We start from the raw sequence: 21,999 nt of genomic DNA, 5'->3' as shown, positions 1-21,999 counted from the left end.
TCAGTCGAGCGTGCGCCTGAACCGCACCAATGCGACGCCGGCAAACAAGGCCACGAACCCGACCAGCCAGGCGATCTCGCTCGCAACCGCCGGCAGTTCAGCGCCCTTCAGCATCACCGCGCGGGTAATGCGCAAAAAATGCGTCAGCGGGAAAATCTCGCCGAAGGTCTGCGCCCAGCCCGGCATGCCGCGATAGGGGAACATGAAGCCGGACAGCAGGATCGACGGCAGGAAGAAGAAGAAGGTCAGCTGCAGCGCCTGCATCTGCGTGCGGGCGATGGTCGAGATGGTGTAGCCAAGCAGCACCAGCGCCAGCACGAACACCAGCACGGCGGTAAGCAGCAGCGACATCGAGCCGGTGAAAGGGATGGCGAACAGAAGCTTGGACGCCGCCAGCACCACCACCACCTGGACGCCACCGACCACCAGATAGGGCAGCACCTTGCCCAGCATGATCTCGAACGGGCTGGAGGGCATGGCGAGCAGGTTTTCCATCGTGCCGCGCTCGGTCTCGCGGGTCAGCGCGATCGAGGTCATCATCACCAGGGTCATCTGCAGGATGACGCCGAGCAGGCCGGGCACGATGTTGTATTGCGAGATGCCTTCCGGATTGTAGCGCTGGTGCACCACCACATCGAGCTGGCCCCTGGCGGCCTCACTCGCCGCCTCCTGCATGCCTTGCGCCCGAAGCAGCGCCTGGCTGGCCACTTTGCTTAGCGTCGAGATGGCGCCGCTGGCGGCGGCCGGGTCGGTGGCGTCGGCCTCGATGAGTATCTGCGGATTGTCGCCGCGCTCGACCCGGCGGCCGAAATCGGCCGGGATGGTGACGACGAAGGCGACATCGCCGCGCGCCATCAGGAATTCGGCAGCCTCGGCACTTTGCGCAACATGGTCGAAGCGGTAGTAGCCGGTCGTCTGCAGGGCCGCGACAATGGCGCGGGTGTAGGGGTCGTTGCTGGTCGCCACCAGTGCGGCAGGCAGGCTTTTGGGATCGTTGTTGATGGCGTAGCCGAACAGCACCAGCTGCAAAAGCGGCACGCCCAGCATCATGGCGAAGGTGATGCGGTCGCGCCGCATCTGGATGAATTCCTTGATCAGCAGCGCACCTAGCCTGGCGAAGGAGAAGACGCTGTTCATGCCATATTGTCCTTCGAGCCGGACATGAACTGGATGAAGACGTCCTCAAGGCTGGTCTCGCCGGGTTTTACGCTGACACCCTTGTGCTCCTTCTCGACATCGGCGAGCGCCTTTTCGAGCTTTGCCTTGTCGGAGCCGACGACATGCAGCGTCGCGCCGAACGGCGCCACCTGGTCGACGCCGGGCCGGTCCCTGAGTGCATCGGCGACCTGGTCGAGGCGCGGTCCCTGCAGCACGAAGGTGGTCAGACCGGCATTCGTCACCACCTCGTCCACCGTGCCGGTGGCCAGCATCTTGCCGTAGGAGATGTAGCTGATGCGGTGGCAGCGCTCGGCCTCGTCCATGTAATGGGTGGAGACCAGCACGGTCAGACCGCCGCTCGCCAGCCGGTGGATCTCGTCCCAGAATTCGCGCCGCGCCTTCGGATCGACGCCGGCGGTCGGCTCGTCGAGCAGCAGCAGCTTCGGCTTGTGCATGATGCAGGCGGCCAGTGCCAGCCGCTGCTTCCAGCCGCCCGACAGCGTGCCGGCGAGCTGGTTGCGGCGGCTCGTGAGGCCAAGCTCTTCCAGCGTTTTCGACACATGCTCCTCGACCGGCTTCAGTCGGTAGAGCCGCGCCACGAATTCGAGATTCTCGCCGATCGTCAAATCCTCGTAGAACGAGAATTTCTGCGTCATGTAGCCGACTTCGCGCTTGATGAGGAGCGACTCGGTGCGGATGTTGAAACCCAGCACCGTACCTTCGCCCTCGTCGGGCGTCAGCAGGCCGCACATGATGCGGATGGTCGTCGTCTTGCCGGACCCGTTGGGCCCGAGAAAGCCGACGATCTCGCCCTCGGCCACCGTCATCGTCACATGGTCGACGACAGTCTTGTCGCCGAAACGCTTGACCAGGCCATGAACGTCGATGGCGTTCATTTTGCGGAGGCCGCCAGCTCGACATCGACGATCTGTCCCGGCTGCAGCGCTTGCGCCTTGCCCTGAGGCCGCGCCTCGACGAGGTAGACCAGCTTCTGCCGGTTCTCGAGCGAGTAGATCACCGGCGGGGTGAATTCCGGGTCGGGCGAGACATAGCTGACGCGCGCCTTCACCTCCGGCCCGCAGCCGTCGCAATGGACGACAAGCAGCGTGCCGACCTTGATCGACGAGAACGCACTTTCCGGGACATAGACGCTGAGCTTTACCGCACCGTCCGGCAACATCGAAATGACAGGCGCGGTCGGACCGGCGGTGTCGCCGGGATTGCGGATGACGTCATTGATGCGGCCGGGCGAGGGTGCCGCCAGCACGCGCTTCGATAGCCGCCACTCAGCCTGTTCCAACGCCGACTGCGCCTGTTTGACCTGATTGTCTGCCGCCTTGATCGTTTCGGGACGCGCAGGCAGACCGCCGACGGCGAGGTTGGCCTGCGCCTGGCCGACCTGCGCATTGGCGGTCTCCAGCGTCGCGGCGGCGGTGTCGTAGTCGGCCTGCGTGCCGGCACCGCGCTTGAACAGGTCGGCGGCGCGGTCGTATTTGCGCTTGGCATCCGTGGCCTGGGCCTTGGCCATGTCGACCTCGGCCTTCAGCACCGCGATCTCCTCCGGCCGCTTGCCGATCTGCAGGTCGGCCAGCTGCGCCTGCGCCTGGGCGAGCGCGGCCTCTGCCTGGGCGACGGCGATTTTTGCGTCGGCGCTTTCGAGAGTCACCACCGGCGTGCCTGATACAACACGGTCGCCGCGCTTGACCGCGACGGTCTCGACCTGCGCCACTTCGATTGGCGCCAGCAAGACATAGTCGCCCTCGACATAGCCGACGGCAAGCGGCGCTGCCGGCGCGCAGGCGCCGAACAGCTGGGCTGCGAGCGGCAGGGAACAGAGAAAACTCATCGCTTGCCCTCCTTGCGGGCGACCGGATTTCGGGCCGCCAGTATGGCGCCAAGATTGCTTGTGACCGCCGCCGCCACCTTGGCGGCTTCGGTGTTACCGATCTCGCGCCAGCCCATACGACGCATCACTGCTTCGCGGCCGATGCGGAAATAGATGACCTGGCCGATCAGCGTGAAGACCACGAGCTTGGTGGCCTCGCTTTCGGCCGGCTCGCCCGTCGCCTGTTCCCAGATCTGGCAGAGGCGGCGATGCGTCGGTTCGAACACCCCGTCATAGATGCGGTCGAGGGCGGCCGTCGGATGCGACAACTCTCTAAGTACGAATTGTACGATCTCGCCCGCCTCCGGCCTGGCGACGACAAATCCTACCATCCGCTCCAATGCGGTCGAGAGTTGCGCCCGCGCCGTCTCTGAACTGGCTTGACCTTGCAGCTGCATGCCGCCGAGCGCCTGGCCGGCAACCGCCTGGATGGTCTCAACGATGTGGTCGGCGGCGGCCCCGCGCAGCCCTTCCTTGCCGCCGAAATGATAGGCGATGGAGCCGATGTTGGCCTTCGCCTCCGCCGCGATCTCGCGCGTCGAGGTGCCGTCGAAGCCCTGCCGCCCGAACAGTTTGAGCGCGGCCAGCACCAGTGCGGCGCGCGTCTGCTCGGCGGGCGATGTCTCCTGGCGGGGCATTTTGTCGGGCGCGGATTTGATCATGTCGGCGTGTTTAATCAATCGATTGATTAAAGTCAAATTGATTATCTACGGCCGCTTGCCATGTCGGGCCGCAGACGCTTTAGTGCGCGGCCATGGGCAAGGAAGTCGAACGCAAGTTCCTGGTCTCCACCGCCGAATGGCTAGAAATGGCCGAGGCAAATATACGCATTCGCCAGTTCTACCTTGCCGCAGCACCTGGCCGCACCGTGCGCGTGCGCATCAGCGACGGCAGTTCGGCGAAGCTGACGCTCAAATTCGGCAGCAAGATCCGCGAGCGTGACGAATACGAATATGAAATTCCACTGGCGGACGCAGAGGAGATGCTGGCCTTCGCCGTCGGACATGTCATCGAGAAGACACGCCACCATGTTAGGCATCGCGGCTATCTCTACGAAGTCGATGTTTTCGGCGGGATTCTAGCCGGCCTTGTGGTGGCCGAACTGGAGACGCCGGAGGATGTACCTGACGAAATGCTGCCTGATTGGCTCGGCCGCGAAGTGACCGGCGAGCAGAGATTTTACAACGCGTCGCTCGCCCTAGAGCCGGATGATTTTAGGTCGGGTCGACCTAAAATCGGAATCCGGCTCTAAATCAAAAGAGATGGACCATGATGTCGTCCGAAAACCGCTTCACACTTTTCGGCATCATGCTCTAAGGGGATTCCGGAGATCGCCGCATGAGCTTTCGCATCGATCCGCGCCTGCCGCTGACCGGCGAGGTCAGGCGTATCCTTGGCGAGGACATCGGCAAGGCGCTTGCCCATCTGGCCGTCGCGCGCGACCAGCCGGAGCAGGCATTGCACAAATGCCGCAAGCGGCTGAAGAGCGCGCGCGCCTTGCTGCGGCTGGTCCGTTCCGGAAATGAAACATTCTGTCGGACTGAGAACCAATGCTACCGTCAGGTGGCGGCGCTGCTTGCCGGGCCGCGCGAGGCGACCGCGCTGGTCGAGACCGTCGACCGGCTGGCAGCCGCCTTTCCCGAGCAGGTTGCCGGCGGCGGCCTCGACAGCGTGCGCGACCGGCTGATTGCCCGCCAGCATGAAACGCATGCCGGCGCCGGCCTCGACGCCGCCATAGGCGCGGCCACCGCCGCCTGCGAGGAAGGCCTCATCAGGATAGAGCGGCTGCTGCTCCCCGATCTGCCTGAGCATGCAGCCGATGTGCTTGCGGAAGGCGCTCGCAAGACCTTGCGCCGTGCCAGGAAGGCGCTGGACCGGGCGGGATCGCGCGGCGAAGCAGAGGATTTCCACGATCTGCGCAAGGCTGCCAAGACCCACTCGATGCATTTGTCGCTGCTCGGCCGGCTGTGGCCGACGCCGATCAAGGTGCGGCGCAAGGCGGTCGACGAACTGGGCGAAAGGCTCGGCGAACTGCACGACGTCTTCGTCATGCGCGTGTTGCTCGAGGCCGACGGTGAGCCGCTCGGCGATGCGCAGGATACAAGGCTTCTTGGCAAGCTTTTGAAGCGCTCGGAAAAAAGCCTGAAGAAGAGCTGCCTCGCCGGAGCGGCCGAGCTGTTCGGCGACAGCCCCAAGCGCTCGACAAAGAAACTCGCGCGCAATGCGCGCGACGACCTCGCCGGCCCGGTATTGTCGAAAGAGGTCCCGGTCGGTTGATCATGGCCGAGGACGTCACCTCGTGCTAGTCACACTTTACCATGACCGCGCCGCGCGACACGCTTCTCGACCGACTTGGCCGCTGGCTTGCCGGCCGGCTGCAGGACGAATCCTCGGGCTATGAGCCCTACACGCCGTCCGACGCCGAGACGTTGCGGCGCACGCTCGAACCCGGCGACATCCTGCTCATCGAAGGCAACCAGAAGATCTCCGCGGCCATCAAATACCTGACACAGTCGACTTGGTCGCATGCCGCCTTCTATATCGGCGATGCGTTGTCCGAACCGGAGGACGGATCGGAACGGCGTCGGCTGATCGAAGTCACGCTCGGCGAAGGCTGTGTCGCCGTGCCGCTGTCGCGCTACCGCACCTACAACACCCGTATCTGCCGGGCGAGCGGGCTGGCGCCGGAAGACCGCGACCATGTCGTCGCCTTCATGATCGGCAAGCTCGGCCTGAAATACGATCTCAAGAACATTTTCGACATGCTGCGCTTTTTCCTGCCGACGCCGCCGGTGCCGGTGCGCTGGCGCCGCCGCATGCTGGCTTTCGGCTCCGGCGACCCGACGCGCGCCATCTGCTCGACCCTGATCGCCGAAGCCTATGGCGAGATCCGCTATCCGATCCTGCCCGAGATCACCCGCGCGCCCGGCCGCGCCTCGGCGCAGTCGAACTATTCGCGCCGCGAAATCCTGCACATCCGCCACCACTCGCTCTACACGCCGCGCGACTTCGACCTGTCGCCCTTCTTCCGCATCGTGAAACCGACGCTGGAATTTGGGTTCGACTACCGGGCGGTGACCTGGGAGGACAAGGCAGGCACCGACGCCGCAGCCGCGAAGGCTGGCGCAATCGCCTCAGACACGTGATGGCTTCGGCCTGAGTCATGAGGTTCAGGCGTCTCACATGGCGGCCTGCATCACGCCGAAACCGCAATAGCGCCCTGGTTTTCGGCCCTGTGTTCGACCCAGACATGGACCGGTTCGTCCCGGCCGCGGATGCTAACCGGTCCATGATCGCGCGCATTCAACCGTGTCGTTGGCGATTCCGCCTTCGCGGCCTCAATCAGTCGTGACCCAAAGCAAATATTCGCCTGAAGTTCCCGGCAGAGCGCCTGCAAACGGCTGGCGACGTTGACGGTGTCGCCCACCACCGCGAAGGACAGGTTGCGCTCGCTGCCGACCGCGCCGAGGACGACGGCGCCATATTGTGCACCGATCCGAACGTCCAGCGGCGGATATCCCCTGGACACACGCTGGACATTCCAGTCTTCGATAGCGGCGATCATCGCTTCAGCGCACCGGATGGCCCGGGTTGCGTCGTCATGGCTGGCTTGCGGAACCCCGAAGGTCGCCATGATGCAATCGCCGATATAGTTGTCGACGGTGCCATGGTGGTCGAAAACGACCTGCTCCATGCGACGGTGGAACTGACGCAGTAGTTCGAACACTGCTTCGGCCGGATGATCCTCGGAATAGTGTGTGAAGCCGACGATGTCGGCGAACAGCACCGCGATATCCTGCCGGCGGACCGGACCGAAGGGCTCGTCATCCGAGGCGAGCTGGTCGACGACATTGGGCGAAAAATGCCGGGCGAGATTGGCGCGGGCGCGCTCCGCCTTGACATAGTCTTCCGACAGATGCCGGGAACGGGAGACGACCAGCGCCATGATCGCGCCGATAATCAGGACAACCAACACATTGGTCGCCTGCGCGAACGTATCGACGAAATTGGGGTTGAGATAGAGATTCAGTCGCTCTGTCATCGGCAGCGAATAGAGGTTCGTTGCCGGAATGACGGTTCCCGCATGAAAAACCACCCATCCCACCCCGATCGTCCACGTCAAGGCCGCGAGCGCGCCGAGATAGAGCGCCAATCGCGTCGAAAGGGTCAGCGCGCCAAGGCATACGAAAATCAGCAGGAATTTGAAGCTGCCCTCGCGCAGTTGCATCGCAGCCGGCGCGACCTCGCGGGAAAACGGGTTGGGCGTTACCAGCAGAACGGTCAACAGAATGATGTCCAGCGTACCGACGAGGTAACCGATCCACCATGGCGCGTTGCGACGGCGCGCAAAGCGAAACTGGATCAGGCCGACCAGCTGGAACAGCGCTAGGCCCGCCAGCACGAAGAGCAGCGAGGCATCCCAGCGGCTGATCAAGGAAAAGAAGCAGGAGATCACGGCGAGCGATGCCGTGCGCGCCCAGAACTGCAATGCAGCACCCTGGCGTTCTGCGCGCTCCCGCAAATTTTTCAGGCGCGAATAGCGGCGAAGTTCAAGTGTTGGCGCGGTCGGCATAGGATCACTTCGATTTTGCGGGGACGGTCACGCATTCGGCAAACCCGCCCCGTACAGTCAGGCAAATCAGCGCGCGAACTCTATCATGGTTTCGTTTTTGAAACGCGGCTGGCGCGTCAAGCCGGCAACGGACGGCGTCCCTTTGCCGGAGCGGTGGGCCGGTCGGACGCACCGGCATCCCTGGGGTGCGGGCCGATCGGCATGATCGCCGGAAACGGGGTTGCGCCAAAAGCAAACGTCCATTTGTAGCCGGTCAGCCCGTCTTCCGGCGTCGTGTGCTGGTCGTGATGGGCGAGCAGTTTGGCGCGCTCGGCCAGTTCCTCCGCCTCGCGCTTCACCATCTCCGCCGTCTCCGGCCGCATCCGCCTGGAGAAAGAGACGAAGGTCGCTTCCCGCTCCAGATGGGTGATCGCCCAGCCGATGAAATTCTTGTTTGTCATCTCGAACAGCGGCCTGAGCGGCCCTTCGAAATTCCACTGGATCGGTGTGTCGACCAGCAGCCGTGCCGACAGCCCGCTGCCCAGCGCAATGAGGCCGAGCCCTTCGAGATCGCGCAGATAGAGGAACATCGAGGCTTCGCTCAAGCCCTGCGAGCGCATGACGCCCTCGGGCGTGAATTTCTCCGATAGCATGACGAAGATGAACAGCAACGCCGGCCGTCCGGCAAGCTTGCGCTCGACCTCTGGCGCGATGCGGTTGACCGGTCCCGGCCCCCGGTTCATCGACCCCAGCACGTTTTCCAGCTCGACGCCGGCGGCAGCGCAGATCCCGACGAGACGGTCGAGCTTGCAGTTGCGCTCGTGGAAGATGCGCTTCACCGTCGGCTCGGAAACGCCCATCCGCCCGGCAAGCTCACGATAGGTGACGCCTTTGGCCTTCAGCGTCCGCTTCAGCGCCTCGAAGATCAGGCCGTTCATGGAATGCACCTCTTTTCTCGCGATTTGGTATCGCGTTTCGATACTAGCGGCAATCGCCCTTCCGGAAAAGTATCGACATCTCTAGCTCTCCGCCATCCACCACAGGAGACCTAGCCGTGAAAACCCTCATCACCTCGATTTGCGTCGCCGCCTTCGGTATCGCGCTCGCACCTGCGGCCGAGGCCGCCGAACTCTGGCGCGCCTCGGGCTTCGAGCAACCCGAATCGGCGCTGTTCGATGCCGCCAACAATCGCATCATCGTCTCCAACATCGTCGGCAATCCCGGGGAGGCCGACGGCAACGGCTATCTCTCGGTGCTGTCGCTGGACGGCAAGGTCGTTAGCCGGCACTGGACCGCCGGCATGGATGCACCGAAGGGCTCGGCGATCTCTGGCGGCAAGCTCTACGTCGCCGACATCACCAAGGTGCGCATCGTCGATCTCGCCAGCGGCAAGCTCATCTCGACGATCGATGTGCCCGGCGCCGTTTTCCTCAATGACGTGACATCGGACAGTTCGGGCAAGGTTTATGTCACCGACATGCTGGCCGATGCGATCTACCGCATTGACGGCGACAAGCCGGAACTGTTCGTGAAGGATGCGAAGCTCGCCGCACCCAACGGCATCTTTGCCGATCGCGATCGGCTGATCGTGGCGTCCTGGGGCAAGGGCATCAAGCCGGACTTCAGCACTGCCGCGCCCGGGGGCCTGCTGTCGGTCGATCTCGCGACGAAAGCCGTGACGCCGCTGCCTGGCGCACAAAACTTTGCCGACCTCGACGGCGTCGTCGCCATCGGCGACAGCATCTACGCCACCGCCTTCATGACCGGCACGCTCTATCGGTACAAAGTCGGCGAGGCGCCGGAGGCCGTAGAGCAGTTCAAGCCGGGCAGCGCCGATATCGGCACAGACGGCACGCGGATTTTCGTGCCGCTGATGAACGAGGGCGAGATCGCGGTGCTGAGCCTGGACTGACGGCGCACACTTGCCGGCTCAGCCAGCGGGCGCGGCTTTGAGTTGCGCCCGCGAATCCTTGATCGAGGCGGCAAAGGTCACCAGCGGCCGCTTGACGCCGTGGTTGATCAGCATGCGCCGTGTCTGCGGCGAGGCACCGGCGATGATGAAACGCACCCCTGCGCGCTTCGCCTTGTGCGCCGCGCCCTCGATGACATTGGCCGCGGTGGAATCGAAGAACGGCACCGCCGAGCAATCGAGGATGAAGTTCTTGCGCTGGTCGGCGATGCGGTCGAGCACCGTGCCGACAGTCGAGGCGGCGCCGAAGAAGAAGGCGCCGGAGATGCGATAGACGACGGTGTCGGCGTCGCTTGCCTCGCTTGCATCGTAGGCGCGGCCGCTGCTGTCGGCGACATCGTCCTGCACCAGCGGCAAATCCGCCTCCACGGCGATCGACTTGGCCATGCGGTCGATGAACAGGATCGAGCCTAGCGCGAAGCCGACGACGATGCCTTCGGTGAGATCGCGGAAGACGACGATCAGGAAGGTTGCCATCAGCACCAGGGCGTCGCCGCGCGAAGCGCGCAGCAACGTGGCGAAGGCCTGCTTCTCGAACATGTTCCAGCAGACAACCGCCAGCACCCCGGCAAGGGCGGCAAGCGGGATGTAGCTCGCCATTGGTGCGGCCACCAGCATGAAGACCAGCAGAAAAAGCGAATGCAGCATGCCGGAAACCGGCCCATGCGCGCCGGCCCGCACATTGGTGGCGGTGCGGGCGATGGTGCCGGTGGTGCAGATGCCACCGAACAGGGCAGACGCGATGTTGGCAAAGCCTTGCGCGACAAGCTCGCAATTGGAACGGTGCCGCCGCCCGGTCATGCCGTCGGCGACCACGGCCGACAGCAGCGATTCGATGGCGCCGAGCAGCGCGAAGGCCACCGCATCCGGCAGCACCGCAAGCGCCTTGTCGAGGCTGAGCGCCGGCAGCGCCGGAAATTGCAGGCTGCGCGGAATGCCGCCATAGCGGGTGCCGATCGTTTCCGCCGGCAGCGAAAGCAGCGCCACGACAAGGGAGGCCAGTCCGACGGCGATCAGCATGCCCGGCCAGCCGGGCCGCCAGCGCTTCACCCCGACGATGGTGGCGATGGTCAGCGCCGCCACCAGCGTTGCCGAGATATTGAGCGTGCCGGCCGCGTGGCCGATCGCCATCAGCTTCGGCAGCAGCGGCCCGGGCTCCGGCCCGGCAAGCCTCAGCCCGAACAGTTCCACGATCTGGCCGGAGAAGATGATGATCGAGATGCCGGCGGTGAAGCCGACCGTCACCGGGTAAGGGATGAATTTGATATAGGTTCCGAGCCGGAGATAGCCGATGGCGAGCAGGAAGATGCCGGCCATCATCGTCGCCAGCAGCAGTCCGTCGACGCCTTCGCGCTGCACCGTCGCCGCCACCAGCACGATGAAGGCGCCGGCCGGGCCGCCGATCTGGAAGCGGCTGCCGCCGAGCGCCGAGACGATGAAGCCGCCGACAATGGCGGTGAACAGGCCGCGCTCCGGCGTCACGCCCGAAGCAATCGCAATCGCCATCGACAGCGGCAACGCGACAATAGCGACGGTCAGCCCGGCCATGAGGTCGGCCTTGAACTGCGGCAGGCGGTAACCTTCGCGCCAGACCGTCACCAGCTTGGGCGTGAACAGCTCTGAAAATGTCGGCTTTGCCGACTTCTGGGCCGGTTGATGCACTGCCCGCCGGATCTGATCCATGGACTGCCTTCCGCTTGCGTGAAGGCGGCGGGATCGTCGGCAGGACTGTCGGCGGTCGCCGTCGCGACTATATGCCGGCTCAGCCTTGCGGGTTCGGCGGCGCGACCGGCTTGAGGCGCACGCCCCGGCCGCCGCGCTCGCTGGTCTGGTTCTCGCCGATGAGCTCCACCCCGGCCTCGTCGAGAGCCTGGATAACCTTCATCAGCGTATCGACCACGCCCCTGACCACGCCGTCACTCGCTTCCATGCGCTGGATTGTCGGAAGCGAAACGCCGGCACGCTCGGCGAGCGTCTTCTGATCGATGCCGGCCAGCGCCCTCGCGGCGCGCATCTGCGCGGCAGTGATCATCGGTCGGAACCCCCGTCTGAGTCTGCAGAGACGACGTGTAATACAATCATAGTGATGTTTCAACCATCATAAAGCATACATGAAGCATGATCTCTCCACAAAGCCGGATGGCGGGATACGGGATGAGCATGCTACGTTACCGCCTTGGCTCTTACTGGCGGGGAAATATCCGTTGAAGATTTTCAGGACCTTGACGACGTCGGCAGCCTTGCTGTCGGCGGTTTTTCTGCTGGCAGGCTGCGGACACGGGCTGATCAACCGGCTGATTTGAATGTCGCTCCGGATCGTCAGTCTTCGGGCTCGTTGCCATCGGCCACCGCCTTGTTCCGCTGCAGCATTCGCGCCGCCAGCCAGCACAGCGTCGCCCAGGTGAAGCCGGCGCACCATCCCGCCAGCACGTCGGAAGGCCAGTGGACGCCGAGATAGACGCGGCTGACGCCGACCAGCAGCGTTACCAGCACCGCCAGGCTGAGGACATAGATTTTCGTCGTTCGTCCCGGCAGGAAGCGCGCTGCCAGCGAGCCCAGCGTGAGATAGGTCACCGCCGACAGCATGGCGTGGCCGCTGGGAAACGACAGCGACGTCTCGTTGGCCAGGTGCGAGACAAGATCGGGGCGCGGCCGGTCGATGCCGGCCTTGAGCAAGGTCGACAGCAGCTGCCCGCCGGCCACCGCGACAAAGATCAGCAGCGCCGTCCTCGGCCTGCGGATCAGCAGGAGGTAGACGATCACCGCCGTTACGATCAGCACCAGCACGCTGGAGCTGCCGAGGCTGGTGATGTCGCGCATCGCGCCTTCCAGCCATGCCGGGCCGACGGGAACATCCGGCTGACCCACTTTTCGGAAAGCGAGCAGGATCTCAGTATCGAAAGCGTGCGGCGTGGTGGCCCGCGCCACCTCCATCAGTTCCTCGAAGCCCCACAGCCCGGCGGCTATCACCAGCCCGGCCAGCAGCACCGGAAATTCAAGCCAGTTGGTGAACGCACGCGGGGTCTTCATCGGATTACAGTCGCCCCTGCAGGTAAGGCCCGAGCGAGATCAGCACCACCGCCGCGATGGCCAGCACGATGCCGGTCGCCTGCAAGGCATTGACGCGTTCGCCGAAGAACACCAGCGCCACCACATTGACCGCCACCAGTTGGATCACCGCCGACAGGCTGAACGAGACCGACATGCCGAACTCACGAACCAGCCGCAGCATCATCAGATTGCCCGCCGTATAGAGCGCCAGTGTCAGCACGATCTTGCCAAGGCTTGGCGCCAGCCCCCATTGCTTGGCCGCGATGGCCGCCAGCAGGAAGATCACCGTCGAAATGACGAGCTGCGCCAGTCCCCAGAAACTCACTTTTGTGCCTCGCTGTCCTTTGTGGCAGCTCTTGTTTCGCAAGCGTGGCGGCACGTCAAGCAGACTGCGGCGGAACAGGCCCGACGATGACGAGAGGTGGCTGAATGAATGGCAGCACGATCGCGGTCTGATTGCAACGCTCGGGCCGGATTAACGCAAACCCAGGCAGCTGCCCACCCAAGCCCCGGAAAAGAATGGACATTTAAACATGGCGCCCTACCTCTTCTGGAGGAGAGTGCCATGCCAAAGTCCGTCTATGACCGTGGCCTGCTGAAACCCGACGACATCGCCAGGCTGCAACGCGTGTTCGACGAAGCCTGCCGCAGGCGCGACGTGCATCCCGATTCCGCGGATGCGCGGGAGATCGCGCTGAACCTGCTTGCGCTGCACAATGCCGGCATGGTCGAGGAAGATATGCTTATGGAAACCGTGGGTTTTCGCCGGTTGGAGCCGAAATCAGCCTGAGGCCTGCAAGGCGGCCTGGAGCAATTCCAGAAAAGTGTGAAGCGGTTTCCGTCCGAAATTGCGTAAAAAACAAAGGCCTCTAGCCGGCGCGCTGCACGACGGCCACATTCATCTCTGCCCGCAGCCTGAAGCCGATGGCTTCGTACAACCCAACCGCGTTGGCATTGCTGGCATAGGAATGCAGGTAGGGAACTTCGCCGCGCGCAAAAATTCGGTTGGCCACGAACACCGACAGCAGCCGGCCGAGGCCGCTGCCGCGAAATTCGGGATGCGAGCAGACGCCGCTGAGTTCGCTGTAGCCGGGCTGCTTCATGCGCTCGCCGGCCATTGCCGCCAGCCGGCCGTCGATCTTCACGCCCCAGAACTCGCCGAGGCTCAGCGCCTTGAGCGTGAACGGGCCGGGCTTGGTCAGTGACGCCAAAGCAAGCATCTCGGCCGCGTCGTCCTGCGTCAGCTGCTGTACACGCTCTCCGACACGGAAGGCAATGGCGCCTCGGCAACCATCTGAACGCCGAAGGCGGTCACGGTCGCTTGCGAGCGCCTGCAGGCTCTCAGCGTCGTCTGCCCCGGAAGCCGCGAAGGGGACGATCGAGGAGGGATAGCGCCTGGCGAGCCTGTCGCCATACGCAAAGATCCGATGCCGCGTGTCGAGCGCGCTCCAGACCGGACGATCGAGGACATGGCTCATGGCGCGACATCCTGTTTCACACGACGGTCGAGCGGGGCCGCCGCCAGGCCGTCCTCCATTGCCGAGAGTTGTTCGAGAAGCGGCCCTGCAAGGCCTTTGCACAAGTCGGCAACGGCGTTCTCGATGCGCGGCCAAACGTCTCGCTTCGCCTTATCGACCAGGCGCTGGCCGTTCGCGGTCAGCGAGATCATCCTGCGGCGCTGGTCGTCGTTCGATGGCGCGGCCTCGACCAGCCCCAACTCGGCCAGCAGCGCCACGCTGCGCGTCACCCCCGGCTGGGTGATCCCCAGTGACTGCGCCAGCTCGCCGACAGGCAGCGGCCCGAGCCGGTCGAGCGCGGCCAGCAGAGGATACTGGCTGGACTGCACCGGCACCTCCAGCCCATCGAGCATGCGCTGCGTATCGGCCTGCAACTGCTCGCCGATACGCTTCAGCCTGCTGCCGAGGGTGAGGTAGCCAAGGGATCGAATGATGTCTTCCATGGGTGATCCGCATGCTGGATAAGTATAACATGTTATATAATGATGCAATGAACGAGTTCAAGCGCCTGCTTTGGAAGTTGGTCGCAAGCATCTCAACTTCGTCGTCCTTTGGGCGAAGCAGGAGCGAAGCTCCGTCGCGGAGACCCAGGGATCATGCCTTGGCCGTGGAAGCAGCGGAGCAGAACCTGCAACGCAGCGTAGCTCAGAAGTCACGGCATGGATCCTCGGGTCTGCGCCGCGTCGCTACGCTCCTTGCTTCGCCCGTGGATGACGACGGGATGGCGTTTCGCCCAATCGCCAGGATATTCGATCCCGTCTTGCAGATGCGTTGAACCACCAGTCCGCGCCACAGCAGCAGCCCGAAGTGCGGTGGTTCTCCGTCCAGAGGCGCTCGTCTACAACCCCTTGGAGATCTGACCGGCAATCGCTTCGGCCTGCAGGCCGGCGCTGTGAAAATAGCTGGTCAGGCTTGGCCGCATGCCGATGAACCACAGGCCGGGCTGGCCGCTCGGGGTGCCGCCATTGGCCTTCGGCACGCCCTTGGCGTCGAGCACGCCGAGATCGCCCAGCATGGCCTCCAGGCCGGTGCGATAGCCGGTTGCCGCGATCACCACATCCGGCTCGAGCACCGTGCCGTCGTTCAGCCGCACGCCGGCGCCTGCGAAAGCCGCCACCGGCGCCACCACCGAAATCCGTCCGGCCTTCAGCGCGGCGACGGCGCCGTTGTCGACGGCAATAGCGATCTGCTCGACGCCGAGCCGGCTGGCGCCGCCCTTCGGCGCCGGCGGCAGGCCGAAGCGGGCGAGGTCGCCGAACACCAGCCGCTGCGTCGCGGCAATCGCGGCATCGGCAATCCACGTCGGCAGCATCGCCATGAAACCGCCGAAGCGCGCCACGGCGACCTTGCCGATCCGTTTCGGCATCAGCGACGGACCCTGCCTGGCTGACAAGCAGATGGCCTTGGTGTCGGCGCGGACGAGGTGGTTGAGCACGTCGAAGCCGGAATTTCCGGCTCCGACCACCAGCACGCTTTTGCCCACATAGTCCTGTGCTGTGCCGAAATCGGCGGCGTGGACAAGTTTGCCGGTGAAAGTCGCCTTGCCTTGCCAGTCCGGCGTCCATGGCAAGCGGTCGCGGCCGGTGGCGACGATGACATTGCGGGCGCTCAGCGTTTCCCGGCCCGTATGGACGAGCCAGCCATCGCCTCTGCGTTCGATCCGCTCGACGGCGGTGCCGAATTCGACCCTTATGCCGCGCGCGCGGGCAAAATCCTCGAGATAACCGACGATGGCATCCTTGTTCGGAAAGGCGGCGGTGCGGGGCGGATAGGCAAGGCCGGGCAGGGTCGACAGCGCGCGATGCGTGTTTAAGGTCAGCTTCTCGTGCCGCCGTCGCCACGGTTCGGCGATCCGCGGCTCCTTTTCAAGCACGACGACCCGCACGCCGCGCCGGCCAAGCGCGTCGGCGGCCGCCAGCCCCGCCGCTCCGGCGCCGATGACGATAACCGTATAGTCGGGTCCTTTCGGCCCCAGGACGATAGGCATCGTTTCGCTTGTCGTAGCCGCCATTCGGTCGAGATTTCCTTTCAGGTGCGCCATGGGGACCCGTCCTATATGGCACGTCCCATATGGCACAGGGGCGATATGATCGATAATGAGGTCGCGTCAATGCGACTGATTCGAGGCTTTGGGGGCAAGCCTCTGTTTATCATCGGCACGCGGAAGCTCGACCATGCCCTCCTTGCGCATCTTTCTCGACAGACTGCTGGAGGGCGCCGCAGCCAAGGTGCCGCGCCAGGATTTTTCGCATGTCGAGCGGCTGGCGCTTGTCCGCCGGCACGGCGACTTCTCGCTGGCCTATTCGACCGCCGTGCAGCAAAAACTGTCCTATTTCGGCGACGCCGACGGCTACATCGCCTTCGGCACCAAGATGAAGCACCATTTCGCGCTCGGTGACCCGGTCGCCCATCCGGCCGATCGGCCCGACTATATCAGGCGCTTTGTCGAAGCCGCCGACAGCCCGTGGTTCGTGCAGATCGGCGAACCGACGGCGCGCGTTCTGGCAGGGCTCGGCTACCAGGTCAACCGCCTCGGCGTCGACACGCGGCTGGAGCTGCCGGCTCACGATTTTTCCGGCAAGCGCAACGAAACCGTGCGCTATTCCGAACGCTGGCTCTTGAAGAAGGGGTTTTCCTTTGGCGAAGGAGCGGTCTATCTCGACGAGGTCCAGCGCCTGTCACAGAACTGGCGGGCCGACCGCATCGTCAAGCGCTGGGAGATGGCGTTCCTCAACCGCCCCTTTGCCGATCATCTCGGCATCGATATGCGCCGTTTCGTGCTCTACAGCCCGGAAGGCGAGCTCGTCGCTCTGCTCGATTTCGATCCGATGTTCCGGGATGGCAAGGTGATCGGCTATACCACCTCGTTCAAGCGCAAGCACATCGATGCCTCGCCGCATGCCGAAATCGGGCTGACCAAATTCGCCGTCGACCGGTTTCGCAATGAGGGCATTTCGGTCGTCACGCTCGGCCTGTCGCCGATGCTCGATGTCGGAGCCAACAGCTTTGCCGAATCGAGCTTCTGGCGCAACGCCTTCGAGCGGGCCTATGAGTCGCCCTGGGTCAACCGCAGCAAGTTCAACCTCAAGGGCCAGGCGGCGTTCAAGCGCCGCTTCCATGGCGTCGAAGAACCGACCTACATCGCCTTCCGCGAGGGCAGGCTGATCGAGATGCTGGGGTTGCTGCGCCTCATCAAGGCGATCTAGCAAGAAGCGTGGCGGCCAACGTGGCCAATTTGCCCCCAGGAAAACTGTTGATTTGACCGGCGCATGGGCGATCGCCTGATTTAGAGTGGCAGGGTCAGTTGCGCAGCCGGTAGCCGGTGCGGAAGATCCAGGCGACGATGGTGATGCAGATGGCGAGGAACACGACCGTCATGCCGAGGCTGACGGCGACCGAGACATCGGACTTGCCGTAAAAGCTCCAGCGGAAACCGCTGATCAGGTAGACGACCGGGTTGAACAGCGTCACCGTGCGCCAGGTCTCGGGCAGCATGTTGATCGAATAGAAGCTGCCGCCGAGGAAGGTCAGCGGCGTGATGATCAACAGCGGCACCAGCTGCAATTGCTCGAAGCTTTTCGCCCATATGCCGATGATGAAGCCGAACAGGCTGAAGGTCACCGCCGTCAAGACAAGGAAGGCCAGCATCCAGAACGGATGCTGGATGGTGAGCGGCACGAACAGCGAGGCCGTCGCCAGGATGATCAAGCCGAGGATGATCGACTTGGTCGCGGCGCCGCCGACATAGGCGATGACGATCTCCAGATACGACACCGGCGCCGACAAGAGCTCGTAGATGGAGCCGACGAATTTCGGGAAATAGATGGCAAAGGAAGCGTTGGAGATCGACTGCGTCAACAGCGACAGCATGATCAGGCCGGGCACGATGAAGGCGCCGTAGCTGATGCCGTCGATCTCGGTGATGCGCGAGCCGATGGCCGAGCCGAAGACGACGAAATAAAGCGATGTCGAGATCACCGGCGAGACGANGAGCCGATGGCCGAGCCGAAGACGACGAAATAAAGCGATGTCGAGATCACCGGCGAGACGATGCTCTGCAGCACGGTGCGGAACGCACGCGCCATCTCGACCCGGTAGATCGCCCATACTGCTCGCCAATTCATGGCTCTTGCCTCAACAGATTGACGAAGATCTCCTCGAGCGAGCTGTTTTGCGTATCCATGTCGCGGAACTGGATGCCGGCCGTCTCGAGTTCGCGCAGCAGCGATGCGACGCCGGGGCGTTCGCTCTGATTGTCATAGGTGTAGGTCAGCTGTGTGCCATCGCCCGACAGCTCCAACGCGTAGTGCGAGAATGCATCGGGAATGGCGGGGAGCGGGTTGCGCAATTCCACGATCAGGCGCTTGCGGCCGAGCTTGCGCATCAGTTCGGCCTTGCCCTCGACCAGGATGATCTCGCCGCGGTTGATGACGCCGACACGGTCGGCCATCGCCTCGGCCTCTTCGATATAGTGCGTGGTGAGGATGATGGTGACGCCATCGTCGCGCAACCGTCGCACCATCGCCCACATGTCCTGGCGCAGTTCGACGTCGACGCCGGCCGTCGGTTCGTCGAGGAACAGGATGCGCGGCTCATGCGACAGCGCCTTTGCAATCATCAGCCGCCGCTTCATGCCGCCCGACAGCGTGATCGCCTTGGCGTCCTTCTTGTCCCACAACGACAGGTCGCGCAGCACCTTTTCGACGAAGCCCGGATTGGGCGCCTTGCCAAACAGGCCGCGGCTGTAGGTGACGGTTGCCCAGACGCTCTCGAACGCATCGATGGTCAGCTCCTGCGGCACCAGCCCGATCAGGCTGCGCGCCGCGCGGTAGTCTCGGTTGATATCATGGCCGTCGACGGTCACCGTTCCCGACGAACGGTTGACGATGCCGCAGACGATCGAGATGAGCGTCGTCTTGCCGGCGCCGTTCGGCCCCAGCAGCGCGAAAATCTCGCCGCGTTCGATGTCGAGGTTGATTTCCTTCAGCGCCTTGAAGCCGGTGGCGTAGGTCTTGGTGACCCCGGAAATCGAAATGATGGAAGGCAAATTAGTGGAAGACATGAGGCCGAAAACGACTGTTTGAAAGAGGCGGGGATTATTATTGCGCTGAATGTCGGTGCGCACGGCGGGAAGTCAATGCCGCTGCTGACAATTGTGGACAAACGTTCCCCTCTTGCCGTTTCGTCATGGGGGTATCGGGGCACTGACGGATTGATCCCATCTGCTGCGACAACGCGCCCCGCGTGACGCCAAGCCGCTTTGACCGGACCGCATCCGCCGCCTATTCTGCGCCAACAAACAGCAGCCGGAGCCCGCATGGACCCGCTCATCCTGTCGCGAATGCAGTTCGGGGCGAATATCTCGTTCCACATCCTGTTTCCGACCATCACGATTGCGCTTGGCTGGGTGCTGCTGTTCTTCAAGCTCCGCTACAACACCACCAATGATTCCGCCTGGATGCGCGCCTATTTCACCTGGGTGAAAGTGTTCGCACTGTCCTTCGCCATGGGCGTGGTCTCCGGCGTCACCATGAGCTTCCAGTTCGGCACCAACTGGCCGGGCTATATGGAAAAGGTCGGCAACATCGCCGGGCCGCTGCTTGCCTACGAGATCCTCACCGCCTTCTTCCTCGAAGCGGCCTTCCTGGGCATCATGCTGTTCGGGTTCCGCCGCGTCTCCAACCGCGTCCACACGCTGGCGACGGTATTGGTCGCCGGCGGCACCACGCTGTCGGCCTTCTGGATCATTGCGCTGAACTCCTGGATGCAGACGCCGGCCGGCTTCGAGATGATCGATGGCAAGGCGCATCCCGTCGACTGGTGGGCGATCGTCTTCAACCCGTCCATGCCCTACCGTCTGACGCATATGCTGCTTGCCTCCGGCCTGACGGTGTCGTTCCTGATCGCCGGCCTGTCGGCGCTGCGCTACCTCACCGGCGACCGGTCGGAATCGATGTGGAAGGCGCTGCGCACCGGCGTCTTCACCGCCGCCATCCTGATCCCGATCCAGATCTTCGCCGGCGACCAGCACGGGCTGAATACGCTGGAGCACCAGCCGCAGAAGATCGCGGCCATGGAGGCCAACTGGAACACCGGCCCCAACGTGCCGCTGGTGCTGTTTGCGCTGCCCGACGAGGCGGCGAAGGAAAACAAATTCGAGATCGCCATTCCCGACGGCGCCAGCCTGGTGCTGCGTCACTCCACCAGCGGCATCGTGCCGGGGCTCAACGACTATCCCGGCCTGCATCCGCCGGTCTTCCCGGTGTTCTGGGGCTTCCGCATCATGGTCGGCACCGGCATTTTGATGCTCATCGTCTCGTGGTCGGCGACCTTCTTCCTCAAGCGCCGCCACAGCCTGCCGAGGCCGCTGGCCATGCTGATGGTGCCGATGGCGCTGTCGGGCTGGCTGGCGACGCTGGCCGGCTGGTACACCACCGAAATCGGCCGCCAGCCCTGGCTGGTCACCGGCGTGCTGAAAACCGCCGACGCTATCGGCCCGGTCGCCGGCAGCCATGTCGCGCTGACGCTCGCCATCTATCTCATCCTCTATGTGCTGCTGCTGATCGCCTATCTTGGCGTGCTGGTGCACCTGGCGCTGAAGGCCGCCAAGGACGGCGATACCTCGCCGCTGCCGGGCGTCATGAAGACGGCGATGTCGCAACCGGCCGCAGCGGAGTGAGGAATGGTCCGCGTAGAGGACGAAAAGCCAACGATTTGGCTTTCCGAATGACGAACGCCCGGAGCCATAGCGAAGGGCAGAACCGTTGATGAGAGGGATGACAGACCGATGAGCTTCGACTGGCCAACCGCGCTGCCCCTGATCTTCGCCGGCCTGATGGGCCTCGCCATCCTGATCTACGTCATTCTCGACGGTTTCGATCTCGGCATCGGCATCCTGTTCTCGGTCGCCGAAGATGCCGAGCAGGACACCATGATCGCGGCAATAGGCCCGTTCTGGGATGCCAACGAGACCTGGCTGGTGCTGGCCGTCGGCCTGCTCCTGGTCGCCTTCCCGCTGGCGCATGGCGTCATCCTCACCGCGCTCTACATTCCGGTCTTCGTGCTTTTGGTCGGCCTCATCCTGCGCGGCGTCGCCTTCGATTTCCGCGCCAAGGTGCCCGCCGGCAAGAAGCATCGCTGGAACCGCATTTTCTTCCTCGGTTCCGTCATCGCCTCGCTGGCGCAAGGCTATATGCTCGGCGTCTATGTGCTTGGCCTCGATGTCGGCTTTGGCGGCATCGCTTTCGGGGCGCTGGTGGCGCTCTGCCTGTCGGCGGCCTATGCAGCGATGGGCGCTGCCTGGGTCATCTACAAGACCGAGGGCGAATTGCAGAGGAAGGCGGTGGCCTGGCTGCGGACAGCCCTGGTGCTGACCGCGCTCGGCATGGCGGCGGTGTCGCTGGCGACCCCATTCGCCAGCCCGCGCATCTTCGCCAAATGGTTCGTCTGGCCCGAAATGCTCTTTCTGTCGCCGCTGCCGATCCTGTCGGCGCTGCTGTTCCTGTGGCTGTGGCGGCAGACCTTCCACCTGCCCAAGCCCGACGACCGCCATGCGCTGCGGCCGTTCCTGACGCTCGCCGCCATCTTCGCGCTCGGCTTTGCCGGGCTTGCCTGGTCGTTCTACCCCTTCGTGGTGCCCGAGAGGCTGACCATCTGGCAGGCGGCGTCGGCGACGGAAAGCCTGGCCATCATCCTCGCCGGCACGGTGGTCGTGCTGCCGGTGATCATCTTCTATTCGTTCTATGCGTATCGGGTGTTTGGGGGCAAGGCGACGGATCTGACGTATGATTGAAGGGGAGCTGATCTCCCCCCTTGAGGGGGAGATGGCCGGCAGGCCAGAGGGGGTCGCCGCGCGTGGAGCGCTAAC

General features: G+C 63.9%; 23 protein-coding genes and 1 pseudogene. 9 read left to right on the top strand and 15 right to left on the bottom strand.

Annotation, left to right across the window (positions count from 1 at the left end; all coding sequences use genetic code 11):
* From X728_RS146025 to X728_RS146040, 4 genes are read right to left on the bottom strand one after another with little or no spacing between them, the layout of a single operon-like run.
* Complete coding sequence (locus X728_RS146025; RefSeq protein WP_023832231.1) at positions 1-1,137, bottom strand: ABC transporter permease; 1,137 nt, start codon at positions 1,135-1,137, stop codon at positions 1-3.
* A complete protein-coding gene (locus X728_RS146030) occupies positions 1,134-2,054 on the bottom strand; it encodes an ABC transporter ATP-binding protein (protein WP_023832230.1) in 921 nt (306 codons plus the stop codon). The genes X728_RS146025 and X728_RS146030 overlap by 4 nt, the downstream gene beginning before the upstream one ends.
* Positions 2,051-3,004: an HlyD family efflux transporter periplasmic adaptor subunit gene (locus X728_RS146035; RefSeq protein ID WP_023726776.1), complete on the bottom strand. Its 954-nt coding sequence runs from the start codon at positions 3,002-3,004 to the stop codon at positions 2,051-2,053. Before X728_RS146035 ends, X728_RS146030 begins: the two co-directional genes overlap by 4 nt.
* Entirely contained in the window at positions 3,001-3,705 is a 705-nt protein-coding gene (locus X728_RS146040; protein ID WP_023726775.1) for a CerR family C-terminal domain-containing protein, read from the bottom strand. Before X728_RS146040 ends, X728_RS146035 begins: the two co-directional genes overlap by 4 nt.
* 92 nt (positions 3,706-3,797) lie before the next feature.
* Here X728_RS146040 and X728_RS146045 point away from each other — a divergent pair, with 92 nt between their 5' ends.
* The 3 genes from X728_RS146045 (at position 3,798) to X728_RS146055 (ending at position 6,189) form a co-directional block, all read left to right on the top strand.
* A complete protein-coding gene (locus tag X728_RS146045; protein WP_023726774.1) occupies positions 3,798-4,295 on the top strand; it encodes a CYTH domain-containing protein in 498 nt (165 codons plus the stop codon).
* Between the two features lie 86 nt (positions 4,296-4,381).
* A complete protein-coding gene (locus X728_RS146050) occupies positions 4,382-5,320 on the top strand; it encodes a CHAD domain-containing protein (protein WP_023726773.1) in 939 nt (312 codons plus the stop codon).
* Between the two features lie 41 nt (positions 5,321-5,361).
* A complete protein-coding gene (locus X728_RS146055) occupies positions 5,362-6,189 on the top strand; it encodes a hypothetical protein (protein ID WP_023687509.1) in 828 nt (275 codons plus the stop codon).
* Positions 6,190-6,239: 50 nt separating this feature from the next.
* Here the strand turns inward: X728_RS146055 and X728_RS146060 are convergent, their stop codons facing one another.
* Both X728_RS146060 and X728_RS146065 read right to left on the bottom strand, forming a co-directional pair.
* A complete protein-coding gene (locus X728_RS146060) occupies positions 6,240-7,616 on the bottom strand; it encodes an adenylate/guanylate cyclase domain-containing protein (RefSeq protein ID WP_023739822.1) in 1,377 nt (458 codons plus the stop codon).
* 116 nt (positions 7,617-7,732) lie between these two features.
* The gene (locus X728_RS146065) at positions 7,733-8,533 is read right to left on the bottom strand and encodes a helix-turn-helix transcriptional regulator (protein ID WP_023832229.1); all 801 of its coding nucleotides are present in this window, start codon (positions 8,531-8,533) and stop codon (positions 7,733-7,735) included.
* 116 nt (positions 8,534-8,649) lie between these two features.
* On the opposite strand from X728_RS146065, the gene X728_RS146070 reads away from it, so the two are divergent.
* Complete coding sequence (locus tag X728_RS146070; RefSeq protein WP_023832228.1) at positions 8,650-9,507, top strand: SMP-30/gluconolactonase/LRE family protein; 858 nt, start codon at positions 8,650-8,652, stop codon at positions 9,505-9,507.
* 18 nt (positions 9,508-9,525) lie between these two features.
* Here X728_RS146070 and X728_RS146075 read toward each other — a convergent pair whose 3' ends face one another.
* Positions 9,526-11,247: a SulP family inorganic anion transporter gene (locus X728_RS146075; RefSeq protein WP_023832227.1), complete on the bottom strand. Its 1,722-nt coding sequence runs from the start codon at positions 11,245-11,247 to the stop codon at positions 9,526-9,528.
* Positions 11,248-11,326: 79 nt separating this feature from the next.
* Complete coding sequence (locus X728_RS146080) at positions 11,327-11,596, bottom strand: helix-turn-helix transcriptional regulator (RefSeq protein ID WP_023673276.1); 270 nt, start codon at positions 11,594-11,596, stop codon at positions 11,327-11,329.
* Between the two features lie 79 nt (positions 11,597-11,675).
* Between X728_RS146080 and X728_RS1000000170425 the strand changes: the two genes are divergently transcribed.
* Complete coding sequence (locus X728_RS1000000170425) at positions 11,676-11,867, top strand: hypothetical protein (protein ID WP_155924000.1); 192 nt, start codon at positions 11,676-11,678, stop codon at positions 11,865-11,867.
* A gap of 16 nt (positions 11,868-11,883) precedes the next feature.
* On the opposite strand, the gene X728_RS146085 is transcribed toward X728_RS1000000170425, so the two are convergent.
* Both X728_RS146085 and X728_RS146090 read right to left on the bottom strand, forming a co-directional pair.
* Positions 11,884-12,594, bottom strand: a complete 711-nt coding sequence (locus tag X728_RS146085) for a phosphatase PAP2 family protein (protein ID WP_023687516.1) — start codon at positions 12,592-12,594, stop codon at positions 11,884-11,886.
* 4 nt (positions 12,595-12,598) lie between these two features.
* Positions 12,599-12,940, bottom strand: a complete 342-nt coding sequence (locus tag X728_RS146090) for a hypothetical protein (RefSeq protein ID WP_023681268.1) — start codon at positions 12,938-12,940, stop codon at positions 12,599-12,601.
* Between the two features lie 240 nt (positions 12,941-13,180).
* Here X728_RS146090 and X728_RS146095 point away from each other — a divergent pair, with 240 nt between their 5' ends.
* Entirely contained in the window at positions 13,181-13,405 is a 225-nt protein-coding gene (locus X728_RS146095) for a hypothetical protein (RefSeq protein ID WP_023687518.1), read from the top strand.
* 79 nt (positions 13,406-13,484) lie between these two features.
* Here the strand turns inward: X728_RS146095 and X728_RS146100 are convergent, their stop codons facing one another.
* From X728_RS146100 to X728_RS146115, 3 genes are all read right to left on the bottom strand, one after another.
* A complete protein-coding gene (locus X728_RS146100) occupies positions 13,485-14,093 on the bottom strand; it encodes a GNAT family N-acetyltransferase (RefSeq protein WP_023832226.1) in 609 nt (202 codons plus the stop codon).
* The gene (locus X728_RS146105) at positions 14,090-14,575 is read right to left on the bottom strand and encodes a MarR family transcriptional regulator (RefSeq protein ID WP_023687520.1); all 486 of its coding nucleotides are present in this window, start codon (positions 14,573-14,575) and stop codon (positions 14,090-14,092) included. The genes X728_RS146100 and X728_RS146105 overlap by 4 nt, the downstream gene beginning before the upstream one ends.
* 395 nt (positions 14,576-14,970) lie before the next feature.
* Positions 14,971-16,173, bottom strand: a complete 1,203-nt coding sequence (locus tag X728_RS146115) for an NAD(P)/FAD-dependent oxidoreductase (RefSeq protein ID WP_155923999.1) — start codon at positions 16,171-16,173, stop codon at positions 14,971-14,973.
* A gap of 133 nt (positions 16,174-16,306) precedes the next feature.
* On the opposite strand from X728_RS146115, the gene X728_RS146120 reads away from it, so the two are divergent.
* On the top strand, positions 16,307-17,338 hold the full coding sequence (locus X728_RS146120) for a phosphatidylglycerol lysyltransferase domain-containing protein (protein WP_023673268.1): 1,032 nt from the start codon (positions 16,307-16,309) through the stop codon (positions 17,336-17,338).
* Between the two features lie 94 nt (positions 17,339-17,432).
* Here the strand turns inward: X728_RS146120 and X728_RS0135585 are convergent.
* Both X728_RS0135585 and X728_RS146125 read right to left on the bottom strand, forming a co-directional pair.
* Positions 17,433-18,256, bottom strand: a pseudogene (locus X728_RS0135585) (ABC transporter permease).
* The gene (locus X728_RS146125; protein ID WP_023687524.1) at positions 18,253-19,179 is read right to left on the bottom strand and encodes an ABC transporter ATP-binding protein; all 927 of its coding nucleotides are present in this window, start codon (positions 19,177-19,179) and stop codon (positions 18,253-18,255) included. Before X728_RS146125 ends, X728_RS0135585 begins: the two are co-directional and overlap by 4 nt.
* Before the next feature lie 270 nt (positions 19,180-19,449).
* Between X728_RS146125 and X728_RS146130 the strand changes: the two genes are divergently transcribed.
* Together X728_RS146130 and X728_RS146135 are read left to right on the top strand one after the other, a co-directional pair.
* Positions 19,450-20,811 (top strand): cytochrome ubiquinol oxidase subunit I, encoded by a 1,362-nt coding sequence (locus tag X728_RS146130; protein WP_023687525.1) that lies wholly within the window; start codon positions 19,450-19,452, stop codon positions 20,809-20,811.
* Positions 20,812-20,919: 108 nt separating this feature from the next.
* Positions 20,920-21,924 carry a cytochrome d ubiquinol oxidase subunit II gene (locus X728_RS146135; protein WP_023687526.1) on the top strand — a complete coding sequence of 335 codons (1,005 nt, stop codon included), beginning with the start codon at positions 20,920-20,922 and terminating at the stop codon, positions 21,922-21,924.
* Positions 21,925-21,999 lie beyond the last annotated feature (75 nt).

The organism is Mesorhizobium sp. L103C119B0, from assembly GCF_000502235.1.
Lineage (GTDB): Bacteria > Pseudomonadota > Alphaproteobacteria > Rhizobiales > Rhizobiaceae > Mesorhizobium.
This window is presented reverse-complemented; position numbering and strand designations above follow the sequence as displayed.